Annotated in this window: 8 protein-coding genes; 5 read left to right on the top strand and 3 right to left on the bottom strand. The window is 73.8% G+C overall.

What is annotated here, in order from left to right:
- The first annotated feature begins 59 nt into the window (after window positions 1–59).
- The 3 genes from E3Z34_RS13025 to E3Z34_RS13015 all read left to right on the top strand — a co-directional run bounded on the left by E3Z34_RS13025 (window position 60) and on the right by E3Z34_RS13015 (window position 6384).
- Window positions 60–2375, top strand: a complete 2316-nt coding sequence (locus E3Z34_RS13025) for a 6-phosphofructokinase (protein ID WP_238695170.1) — start codon at window positions 60–62, stop codon at window positions 2373–2375.
- Complete coding sequence (gene pulA / locus E3Z34_RS13020) at window positions 2372–5059, top strand: pullulanase-type alpha-1,6-glucosidase (protein WP_158288683.1); 2688 nt, start codon at window positions 2372–2374, stop codon at window positions 5057–5059. The genes E3Z34_RS13025 and pulA overlap by 4 nt, the downstream gene beginning before the upstream one ends.
- A 131-nt stretch (window positions 5060–5190) precedes the next feature.
- Entirely contained in the window at window positions 5191–6384 is a 1194-nt protein-coding gene (locus tag E3Z34_RS13015) for a S8 family peptidase (protein ID WP_134773952.1), read from the top strand.
- A gap of 45 nt (window positions 6385–6429) precedes the next feature.
- Here the strand turns inward: E3Z34_RS13015 and E3Z34_RS13010 are convergent, their stop codons facing one another.
- Window positions 6430–6984 carry a helix-turn-helix domain-containing protein gene (locus tag E3Z34_RS13010; RefSeq protein ID WP_134773951.1) on the bottom strand — a complete coding sequence of 185 codons (555 nt, stop codon included), beginning with the start codon at window positions 6982–6984 and terminating at the stop codon, window positions 6430–6432.
- Between the two features lies 1 nt (window position 6985).
- On the bottom strand, window positions 6986–8161 hold the full coding sequence (locus E3Z34_RS13005) for an AI-2E family transporter (RefSeq protein WP_134773950.1): 1176 nt from the start codon (window positions 8159–8161) through the stop codon (window positions 6986–6988).
- Between the two features lie 201 nt (window positions 8162–8362).
- On the opposite strand from E3Z34_RS13005, the gene rplM reads away from it, so the two are divergent.
- Complete coding sequence (gene rplM, locus E3Z34_RS13000) at window positions 8363–8806, top strand: 50S ribosomal protein L13 (RefSeq protein WP_134773949.1); 444 nt, start codon at window positions 8363–8365, stop codon at window positions 8804–8806.
- A gap of 16 nt (window positions 8807–8822) precedes the next feature.
- Entirely contained in the window at window positions 8823–9323 is a 501-nt protein-coding gene (gene rpsI / locus E3Z34_RS12995) for a 30S ribosomal protein S9 (protein ID WP_134773948.1), read from the top strand.
- 95 nt (window positions 9324–9418) lie between these two features.
- Here rpsI and E3Z34_RS12990 read toward each other — a convergent pair whose 3' ends face one another.
- The gene (locus E3Z34_RS12990; protein WP_202976950.1) at window positions 9419–11152 is read right to left on the bottom strand and encodes a S8 family serine peptidase; all 1734 of its coding nucleotides are present in this window, start codon (window positions 11150–11152) and stop codon (window positions 9419–9421) included.
- Between the last annotated feature and the right edge of the window lie 68 nt (window positions 11153–11220).

Here is an 11220-nt window from a genome sequence, read left to right as displayed (position 1 = left end):
CGCGATCGCGGGCGGGGGCAGGTCGGCATACCGGCCCCGTCGTTGGCAAGATGGGTGGGGTGACCTCCTCCCAGCCAGGACAGACCTCGCCCCCCGGGGGCCCGACCCCCTGCAGCACCGGCCCACGGATCGGGATCCTGACCTCCGGCGGTGACTCGCAGGGGATGAACGCTGCGGTCCGTGCGGTGGTGCGCACGACCCTGCGCCTGGGTGGGCAGCCGTACGCCGTCCACGAGGGGTGGTCCGGGGCGGTCGCCGGGGGCGCGCGCATCCGGCCCCTGGGCTGGGACGACGTCGGGGGCATCCTGCACCGGGGCGGGACGGTCCTCGGCACGGCGCGGTGCCCGGAGTTCCGCACGCGCGAGGGGATGCTGGCGGCCGCGCGCAACCTGCTGGAGCATGGGATCGACCGACTGGTCGTCATCGGTGGTGACGGCTCGTTGCGGGGCACCGAGGAGTTCCGCCGGCAGTGGTCCTCGCTGCTCGGAGAGCTCGTCGAGGCGGGAGAGCTGACCCCGGAGGTGGCCGAGGCCCACCCGCGGCTGGCCGTGGCGGGCCTGGTGGGCTCGATCGACAACGACCTCGTCGGCACCGACATGACCATCGGGGCCGACACGGCGCTGCACCGCATCGGCGAGGCCGTCGACGCTCTGCGCTCGACCGCCGCCAGCCACCAGCGGACCTTCGTCGTGGAGGTCATGGGCCGCCACTGCGGCTACCTCGCGCTCATGGCCGGGGTGGCCGGCGGCGCCGACGCCGTCCTGGTGCCGGAGGACCCGCCGGACGACGGGTGGCAGGACGACCTGGTGGAGCGGCTCCAGGCCTCCCGGGCCGCCGGCAGCCGCGACCTCATCATCGTCGTGGCCGAGGGGGCGGCCGACCGGCACGGGCGGCCCATCACCAGCGCCGAGGTGGGCGCCCTGGTGACCCAGCGCCTCGGGGGAGAGGGGGCCAGGGTCACCATCCTGGGGCACGTCCAGCGGGGCGGGCGACCCTCGGCCTACGACCGGTGGATGTCGACCCTGCTCGGCTACACCGCGGTCCAGGAGGTGCTGCACGCCCAGGACGCCCCCGCGCGGGTCATCGGCGTGCGCCACAACCGGATCGTCCTGCTGCACCTGGAGCAGACCGTCGGAGCCACCGTGGAGGTCGCCGACGCCCTCCGGTCCGGCGACTTCGCCCGGGCCCGGGAGGCCCGCGGACGGTCCTTCGCGCAGCTGAGCCGGGTCGTCGACGCCTTCTGCGTGCCGCCCGCGACCGAGCGCGCGGCCGGGCAGCGTCCTGCACGTCGCATCGCCGTCCTCCACGTCGGCGGGCTCGCGCCGGGCATGGACACCGCGGTGTGGGCCCTCGTGCGGTCCGCCGCCGCCGACGGCGACGTGGTGCTGGGGGTCGAGGGGTCGGTGGCCGGCCTGGCCGAGGGGCGCCTGCGGGAGCTGGGCTGGGTCGAGGTCGACGACTGGGTCGGCCGCGGCGGGGCCGCGCTCGGGACCCGTCGCCGGGTCCCGGACGCGGCGCAGCTCGAGGCGGTCGCGCGGGTGGTCGAGGAGCAGGAGGTCGACGCGCTGGTCCTCGTGGGCGGCACGGAGGCCTACCTCACCGCGGTGGAGCTGCACCGGGCGCGGGAGCGGCACCCCGCCCTGCGCATCCCCGTGACCTGCGTGCCGGCGAGCATCGACAACAACCTGCCCGGTGCCGAGCTGTCGATCGGCGCCGACACCGCGCTCAACACCATCGTCGACGCCCTGGACAAGGTGCGGACCTCCGCCTCGGCGACCCGGCGCGCCTTCGTCGTGGAGACCATGGGCGGGCCGTGCGGCTACCTGCCGATGATGGCCGGGATCGCCGCGGGGGCCGAGCGGGTCTACCTGCCCGAGGAGCACGTCGGCATCGCGGACGTGGCCGAGGACGCCGCCCGGATGACCCGGACCTTCGAGGAGGGACGCCAGCTGTGGCTCGCCATCCGGGGCCAGGAGGCCTCGGAGCACTACAGCAGCGACCTGCTGCGCCGCGTCTTCGAGGAGGAGGGCGGTGACCGGTTCGACGTGCGCTCGTTGGTGCTGGGCCACGTGCAGACGGGGGGCGCGCCGACCCCGTTCGACCGGCTCCTCGCGACGCGGCTGGCCCGCGCGGCCCTGGCCGAGATCGACCGGCAGCTCGGGTCCCCGGACGGCACCTCGTCGGTCGTCTACCTGGGCGAGGTGCAGGGGGAGCCGCGGGTGACCCCCATCGAGCGGTACGCCGAGGAGATGGCCGAGGGGTCCGACCGGCCCCGGGACCAGTGGTGGCTGGGCCTGCGACCCGTCGGGTCCGTCGTGGGGGACCGCCACGCGCAGGGGCCGGTCGCCCCGCTGACCGCGGTGGTCGACGCGTGAGCGCCCTGGACCTCCTGGGGGCCCGGGCCCACTGGCTGACCCGCGACCTGCTCGCCGTGCCGGCGTGGGCCCTGCCCGCGGGGCAGGCGGCGGAGGACCTGGCGTGGAGCCTCGCCGTGGCCCCCACCGGCGGGATCGACCTCGAGCAGCTGGACCGGGGGCGGCCGGACGGGCCGTCGGTGGAGGAGCTGGCGCTGCGGCTGGCCCCCGGCGCGCTGCCGCATCCGGTCGCCGACGCCTTCCCGCACCTGGCGGCCTGCCACCCCCTCCACCTCTCCCCGCAGGACGCCGCTCGCGCGGAGACCCTGCTCACCGGTCAGGTCGCCCTGCTCGGGCGCGACGACTCCGGGCTGCGCGTCGCGACCTCCGTGCAGGTGCCGGGGGTGCTGGACGACGTCTACGCGGAGCGGGCGGTCCGTCGCTCCTACGGCCCGGCCTGGGAGCTCGACGAGGACGGGCACCGCGTGCCGACCGTCACCGTGTGGGCACCCACCGCGCACCAGGTGGACCTGCTGCTCTGGGAGGGTGCCCCGGACCCGCTCGCCGACCGGGCCTGGTCCCCGGCGGGGGAGCCCATGGTCGTGCCCATGACCCGCACCGACGACGGGGCCTGGAGCGTGGTCGGCACGCCTGCCTGGACGGACCGCTGCTACCAGCTCCAGCTCGTGCACGTCCTGCCCCGCACCGGGACGCTGCGCACCGTGCGGTCGACGGACCCGTGGTCGGTCGGTCTCGCGGTGGACTCCAGCCACTCGGTCCTGGTCGATCTCGAGGATCCGCGCCACGCGCCGCGGGTCTGGTCCGACACCCCGGCTCCGGCCGCGATCCGCGCGGTGGACCAGGTCGTCTACGAGCTCCACGTCCGCGACTTCTCCCGCGACGACGAGCAGGTGCCGGCCGACCTCCGCGGGTCCTACCTGGCCTTCGGGGAGCACGGGCACGGGAGGAAGCACCTGGGGGCGCTGGCCGAGGCCGGGCTGACCACCGTCCACCTGCTCCCCACCTTCGACCTGACCTCGGTGCCCGAGGATCCCGCGGAGCAGTCCCGTCCCGACCGTGCCGCGCTCGCCGCGCTGCCGCCCGACAGTCCCGAGCAGCAGCTGCGGGTCCGGGCCGACGCGGTCCGGGACGCGTTCAACTGGGGGTACGACCCCTGGCACTTCCTCGCCCCCGAGGGGTCCTACACCTCCTGCGGAGGAGCGGCACACGGGGGGCGACGGGTCGCGGAGTTCCGCTCCATGGTGGGCGCGCTGCACGAGCTGGGGCTGCGGGTCGTGCTCGACCAGGTCTACAACCACACCACCGACTCCGGTCTGCACCGGGCCTCGGTGCTGGACCGGGTCGTCCCGGGCTACTACCACCGGCTCTCGCCCGAGGGGGCCGTGGAGACCACGACGTGCTGCCAGGACCTCGCGACCGAGCACGCCATGGCCGAGAAGCTCATGGTCGACGGATGCGTGCTCTGGGTGCGCCACTACCGCGTCGACGGGTTCCGCTTCGACCTCATGGGCCACCACACCCGGGCCAACCTGGTGGCGGTCCGGGAGGCGCTCGACGGCCTGACGGTCGAGGACGACGGGGTCGACGGTCGCGCGGTGCACCTCTACGGCGAGGGCTGGGACTTCGGCTCCGTCGCCGGGGGTGCGCGGTTCCGCCAGGCGGTGCAGGGACAGCTGGGCGGCACGGGCATCGGGACCTTCAACGACCGGCTGCGGGACGCCGTGCGCGGCGGTCGGGTCCACGACGAGGACCCCCGGACCGGGCTGGGCTTCGCGACCGGTGGTGCCGACCCGGGCGACGTCGACCTGCTCCAGGTGGGTCTGGCCGGGGGTCTGGCGCAGCTGCGGCTCCGCTCCCAGCGGACCGGGGAGGAGGTGACCGGCGCGCAGATCGACTACGCCGGCAGTTCCGCCGGGTACGCCTCCTCGCCGGAGGAGGTCGTCAACTACGTCGACGCCCACGACAACGAGACGCTGTGGGACACCCTCCTGCTCAAGCTGCCGCAGGACACCTCGATGGCCGAGCGGGTCCGCCGCAACACCCTGGCCCTGGCGACCGTCCTGCTGTCGCAGGGTGTGGCCTTCCTCCACGCGGGCGCGGAGATCCTGCGCAGCAAGAGCCTGGACCGCAACAGCTACGCCTCCGGCGACTGGTTCAACCACCTCGACCTCTCGCTGCGGGACAACGGCTTCGCCCGGGGGCTGCCGCCGGAGGGGGACAACGGCCCACGCTGGCACCTGATGCGACCACTGCTCGCGGACCCTGCGCTCGTGCCGACGACGGCGGACATGACCCTCGCCCGGGACTGCGTCCTGGACCTGCTGCGGCTGCGTCGTCGCCACCCGCTCCTGCGGCTGGGGTCGGCGCAGGCCATCCGGGAGGCCGTGACCTTCCCGGTGTCCGGCACCCCCTACGGCGCGGCCGACCTGGTGGTGATGCTGGTCGACGGCCGCCGCCTTGGTCCGGTGACGGCGGCGGCGGACGGGTCCGGTCTCCTCGTGGTGCTCAACGCCGCCACCCACGACCGGGAGGTGGTCGTGCCCGGCCTGGCGGGGGAGCGGTGGGAGCTGTCCCCGGTCCAGCGCGACGGTGCGGACGAGGTCGTCAAGCCCACCCGGTGGGACCTCGTGCACGGTCGCGTGCACGTCCCGGCGTTGTCGGCCGTCGTGCTCGTGCGTCGCTGAGCCGTCGCCGGAGGGTAAAGATCGGTTAAAGGTTCCCCGGGACCTCTTGTCGGCCTCCCGGGCCGCCCTTCACGATGTGGCCTCCGCCTGACCCCTGCGGCGGCCCCCGTCCCTGATCCCGAGGAGCACCCATGTCCCGACGCACGCTCTCCCTGCTCGCAGCCCTCGCACTGGCCGCCGTCCCCACGGTGGGCCACGCGGCGACCCAGGCCACGTCGGCCGGCTCGACCACCCCCGGCGGCCGGTACATCGTCATGCTGGAGGCAGGTGAGGACGCCTGGTCCGGGGGGCTCGCCCCCACCCAGGCGCAGGCGCGGAGCGCGGCGGCCACGGACCGGGCGGTGGCGTCCGCGACCGGACGCGGCATCGCGGTGGAGCGTGCGTACCGGTCCCTGGGCGGCTACGCGGCCGTCCTGACGCCGTCCCAGCTGCAGGCGGTGCGGTCCGACCCCACCGTCGCCTACGTCGAGCCGGACGCCGTGGTGTCCCTCTCGGCGGACCAGCAGGACGCGACCTGGGGCCTGGACCGCATCGACCAGCCCGCCCTGCCGCTGGACGGCGTCTACCGCTACTCCGCGACGGGGCTGGGTGTCACCTCCTACATCGTCGACACCGGCATCCGGTCCACCCACGCGGAGCTGGCCGGGCGGGTCGCCCCCGGTGCCAACTTCGCCCGGGGCAAGAACACGACGGAGGACTGCAACGGTCACGGCACCCACGTCGCAGGCACCGTCGGCGGTGCCACCTACGGCGTCGCCAAGGAGACGACCCTCGTGCCGGTGAGGGTGCTGGACTGCCGGGGCAGCGGGACCAACTCGGGGGTGATCGCGGGCATGGACTGGGTCGTCGGTCACGCCTCCGGCCCGTCCGTCGTGAACATGAGCCTGGGCGGCGGCGCCAGCAAGGCCGTGGACGACGCCGTCTCCCGGCTGACCGGTGCAGGAGTGACGACGGTGGTCGCCGCCGGGAACGAGGACCAGGACGCGTGCAACGTCTCCCCGGCCCGGGCGACCAGCGCCATCACCGTGGGGGCGACCGACGCGGCCGACGTGCGGGCCGGCTTCTCCAACTACGGATCGTGCGTGGACCTGTTCGCCCCGGGCGTCAGCATCACGTCGGCCTGGTACCGCTCCGACACCCAGCTGAGCACGATCAGCGGCACCTCGATGGCCAGCCCCCACGTGGCCGGCGCGGCGGCCCTCCACCTGCAGGGCGCCCCGGGCGCGAGCCCGGCGCAGGTGGCCTCCGCCCTGGTGTCCGGGGCGACACCGGACACGGTGGTCGACGTCCAGGGCTCCCCGAACCTGATGCTTCACACGGGCTGACGTGGGCGACGTGGCCGGCGGACGCGGGTCCGCCGGCCACGGGCGTCAGCGCTGCCGGTCGACCGGCAGCGGACAGGTGTAGACGACGACCCGTTTCGCCTGCGGGTTGCCCTGGCCCAGCCGGCGGTAACGGTCGAGGACCTCTCCCAGCTCGGCCCGCAGGGCGGCCAGCTGCTCGGCCGTGACCTGCACCGTGTGGTCCTCCAGCCCGCAGAGCTCCTGCCAGACCGGCTCCCAGCCGCGCTGCTCGACCAGCCAGCCCTGCGCGCGTTCGCCGAAGTGGGCCAGGTAGTCCAGCGCCAGCCAGTCGGCCGCCTGGGCGTCGTCCTCGTCCAGCGGCTCCTCCGCCACGGTGCGGGGGAGGATCTCCCCGGCGGCGCGCCATACCCGGCGTCGCCCGGTCCCCGTGCCCGTGTCCTCCACGAGCCCGACCTCGGCGAGCCGGCGCAGGTGGTAGGACGTCGCCCCCGTGTGGGTGTCCAGGGCCTGCGCGAGGTCGGTGGCCGTGGCGTCCCCGTGCACGCGCAGCTCGGCCAGGATCCGGCTGCGCAGGGGATGGGCCAGCGCCCTCAGCGCCGACCGCTCGGGTCCGGTGGCCATCTCAGGTCCCCTGGTGGACGGCCTCACGGGTGGAGTCCGCCCGGGCGGTCTCCGGCTTGCTGGCCAGGAAGGCGTTGGCCCACCGGGCCTGGGGGTCGGCGTCCACCAGCACCGCCTTCAGCAGCAGCGTCGCCGGGAGGGCCAGGAGCGCTCCGAGCGGGCCCAGCACCCAGGCCCACACGATGAGGGAGATGAAGGTGACCGTCGGGGTGACCCCGACCGCGTCGCCGGTGAACTTGGGCTGGATCAGCGACTGCACCACGAAGTTGAGCAGGCTGTAGACGACCACGACGAGCAGGGCGTTGGTGGGGCCGTTGGCCAGCAGCGCCATGAGCGCAGGGGGGACCAGGCCGATGACGAAGCCGATGTTGGGGATGTAGTTGGTCAGGAAGGCCAGGACGCCCCAGGCGAGGGCGAGCGGCACCCCGAGGATGACCAGGGCGACGACGTCGAGGACCGCGACGATGAGCCCGAAGATCGTGGTGACCACCCAGTAGCGGCGCACCCCGTCGCCGAAGGTCACCAGGGCCTCCGCCAGACGCGGGTGCTGCTCGCGGACCAGCCCGATCCGCTGCCCGGCGCTCGTCGAGTCGATGAGCAGGAAGAAGATGACGATGACGGTCGTCATGAGCAGGCCGAGGATGCCGGTGACGTTCCCCAGCACGCCGCCCAGGGCCCCGATGATCGCCTCCGGGTTGAAGGCGTTCCGCAGCTGGTCCAGGACCTGCTCCTGCTCCACCCCGAAGCGGGTCAGCAGGTCCTGCAGCTGGCCGTAGAGCTCGTTGTAGCGCGTGCGGTAGGTGGAGCCCGACAGCTCCTCGACCATGGCGGCGATCGACCACCCCAGGGCGTAGAAGAAGCCCAGCAGGAAGGTGAAGACGGCGGCGCCGGAGATCGCGGCCGCCAGGCCCCGGGGCACCCCGCGCCGGACCAGCCAGCTCTGCAGCGGGGCGGCGGCCAGCACGAGGTTGAGGGCGAGGAAGATGGGGCCGACGTAGTCCTTGAGCTGGTTGAGCCCGAGGAGGACGCCGAAGGCCAGCGCCAGACCCAGCAGGACGACCACGGCCCGGGGCAGGACCCGCACGGGCGGGGTCGGCGGATCGGCGGCCGGGGCCGGCGTCGCCTCGGCGGGCGGGGCGGCTCGGCGACCGCGGCGGAGCAGGGGCAGGACGGGCACGGGTGGTCCCCCTTTCGTGTCGACGGCAGCATACGCGTGGTCGTCCCATCATGCACACTTGTTGTGCACAGTCGCTGTGCACAAGCTCGACCGACGGTGCCAGCATGCGTCCTGACCTGCGGCTTCGTCCGGTTTGGGTGGGGCCGGGAGCGCCGGTAGACTTGAACGGTTGCCCCATCACTCAGACTGAAGGTAAGGCAGATGCGTACCTACACCCCCAAGGCCAGCGAGGTCACCCGCGCCTGGCACGTCATCGACGCCACGGACGTCGTCCTGGGTCGCCTGGCGTCCCAGACCGCGATCCTGCTGCGCGGCAAGCACAAGACCATCTTCGCCCCGCACGTGGACACCGGTGACTTCGTCATCATCATCAACGCCGACAAGATCGCCCTCACCGGCGCCAAGCTGGAGCAGAAGAAGGCCTACCGCCACTCCGGCTACCCCGGTGGCCTGAAGGCGGAGACCTACCAGCAGCTGCTGGAGAAGCACCCGACCCGCGCCGTAGAGAAGGCCGTCAGCGGCATGCTTCCGAAGAACTCGCTGGGCCGTCAGATGCTGAGCAAGCTCAAGGTCTACGCCGGCGACAGCCACCCGCACGCGGCGCAGCAGCCCGTGCCGTTCGAGCTCTCCCAGGTCGCGCAGTAAGGAACAGGGACCAGACATGACCGACATCACCCCCGACGTCGAGAACGACGAGTTCGACGAGAACGCGATCTCCGAGTACACCACGGAGTCCTCCGCGCCCACCGAGGCCGCCGCGCGTCCCAGCGCGTCCGCCCCCGGTGCCGCCACCGGCCGCCGCAAGCAGGCCGTCGCCCGGGTCCGGATCGTCCCGGGCACCGGCGAGTGGAAGATCAACGGCCGCACCCTGCAGGAGTACTTCCCCAACAAGGTGCACCAGCAGATCGCCAACGAGCCGCTGACCCTGCTCGAGCTGGACGGTGCGTACGACGTGCTCGTCCGCGTGCACGGCGGCGGCCCCTCCGGCCAGGCCGGTGCGGTGCGCCTCGGCGTGGCCCGCTCGCTCAACGGCGTGGACGCCGAGCTGAACCGCCCGGCCCTGAAGAAGGCCGGCCTGCTCACGCGTGACGCCCGCGTCCCCGAGCGCAAGAAGGCTGGTCTGAAGAAGGCCCGCAAGGCGCCGCAGTACAGCAAGCGCTGACCCGGTGGTGGGCGGCCACGCGCCGCCCACCGACCGCGCACCACGACGGGCGCGACACCCTTGGGTGTCGCGCCCGTCGTGGCGTCCGGGGACGGTCAGCGCATCGCGACGTCGTCGACGAGGAAGGAGGTCGCCAGCGTGTAGTCCTCGGAGGACACGAAGCGCAGGGTGATGGTCCTCCCGGCGAAGGAGTTCAGGCTCACCGAGCGCTGGACGTAGCTGCTCGAGGCGTCCCGGTTGGACCAGGTGCCCAGCACGGTCGTGGAGCCACCCGAGATGGCCTGGACCTGCATGCGGTCGTAGGCGGTCCGGGTGCCCTCGCGGGTCACGACCCGCAGCCAGAAGTCGAGCGTCGCGCCGGAGGAGGGCACGGTGACCTGCTGGGTGATCGCCTCGGTGCGCGTGGTGCCGTAGCCGCCGAGCCACGCCTTGTAGCTGCCCGAGCGTGCGGCGTACCCACCGGTCCCGATCGTGCCGGTGTCACCGCTCCACCCGGTCGCCCCGCTCTCGAAGCCACCGTTGGTGACTCCGGTGCCGGGGGTGGGCTCCGGGTCGGGGTCGGGGGTCGGGGTGCTGCCACCGCCCTGCAGGTCGGGCGTGTAGAGGAGCCGGTTGGGCGAGCCCGAGCCGGCTCCGATGACGCGGCCGGTCGTCGCCGTGCCGGTCACCGCGGAGGCCACCTGGGAGGGGGAGGCCGAGGGGTTGCCCTGCAGGTAGAGCGCCACGGCGCCCGCCACGTGCGGGCTGGCCATCGAGGTGCCCGAGATGGTGTTGGTCGCGGTGGTCGAGGTGTGCCACGCCGCCGTGATGCTGCTGCCGGGGGCGAAGACGTCCAGGCAGGAGCCGAAGTTGGAGAAGCTGGAGCGGGCGTCCGAGCTGGTCGTCGACCCGACCGTGATGGCGGAGGCGGCCCGGGCGGGGGAGACGTTGCAGGCGTTCTGGTTCTCGTTGCCCGCGGCCACGACGACCGGGACGCCGCTGGCCACCATGCGGTCCACCGCGGCGTCGGTGCTCGTGGACGCCCCTCCGCCCAGGCTCATGTTGGCGACGGCCGGGCGGACCGCGTTGCTGGCGACCCAGTCCATGCCGGCGATGACCCCGGAGTTGGTCCCGCTGCCCTGGCAGTTGAGCACCCGGACGGGGACGAGGGTGGTGCCCTTGGCCACGCCGTAGGTGGAGCCGCCCACCGTGCCCGCGACGTGCGTGCCGTGGCCGTTGCAGTCGGTCGTGCCGCGGCCGTCGCTGATGGCGGAGTAGCCCGGGGCCGTACGGCCGGAGAACTCGCTGTGGGAGGTGAGGATGCCGGTGTCGATGATGTAGCTGCGGACCCCCTGGCCGGTGCTGGTGTAGGTGTAGGTGCCGTTCAGCGGCAGGGTGCGCTGGTCGATGCGGTCCAGACCCCAGGTCGCGTTGTGCTGCGTCGCGTCGATGGTGACGACCTGGTCCTCCTCGATGAAGGCGACGTCGGGGTCGGAGCGCAGCTCCGCGAGCTGCGCGGGGGTGAGCGTGGCGGCGTAACCGCCCAGGGCGGTGTAGCTCCTGCTCACGCCGATGCCCTGGCCCCGGGCCTGGGCGACCTTGCGCTCGGTCGCCGCCTTCACGGCCGTGCGGGCCCGGTCGGAGGCGCGGGCGTCAGGCCCCTTCGTCGAGGCCTGAGGGACGTCGAGCATGACGATGTAGGACCCGGCCACGGCCTCGCCCGTGGCCTCGACGAGCGGGGCCGGGGTGTCGGGCCTGGCCTGCGCCGAGGCTGCCGGGAGGCCGTTGGCGAGCGGGAGGGCCGCGGCCGCGACGAGCGCGACCATCGTGCGGTGCCGAGAGAGGTGCATGAGGACTCCTTGAGGGACCGGGCCGCCGCGCCGGTGCGGCGGCACCGGATCAGCGTGCTGCCGGACGT

The organism is Ornithinimicrobium flavum, from assembly GCF_004526345.1.
Classification (GTDB): domain Bacteria; phylum Actinomycetota; class Actinomycetes; order Actinomycetales; family Dermatophilaceae; genus Ornithinicoccus; species Ornithinicoccus flavus.
The sequence above is the reverse complement of the archived record's forward strand: the minus strand, read 5'-3'. Positions and strand labels throughout refer to the sequence as shown.

Excerpts from the sequence above, each read along its gene's own strand:
- E3Z34_RS13015 (WP_134773952.1), top strand. The coding sequence starts at position 5,191 with ATGTCCCGACGCACGCTCTCCCTGCTCGCAGCCCTCGCACTGGCCGCC.
- rplM (WP_134773949.1), top strand. The coding sequence starts at position 8,363 with ATGCGTACCTACACCCCCAAGGCCAGCGAGGTCACCCGCGCCTGGCAC.
- E3Z34_RS12990 (WP_202976950.1), bottom strand. The coding sequence starts at position 11,152 with ATGCACCTCTCTCGGCACCGCACGATGGTCGCGCTCGTCGCGGCCGCG.
- rpsI (WP_134773948.1), top strand. The coding sequence starts at position 8,823 with ATGACCGACATCACCCCCGACGTCGAGAACGACGAGTTCGACGAGAAC.
- E3Z34_RS13010 (WP_134773951.1), bottom strand. The coding sequence starts at position 6,984 with ATGGCCACCGGACCCGAGCGGTCGGCGCTGAGGGCGCTGGCCCATCCC.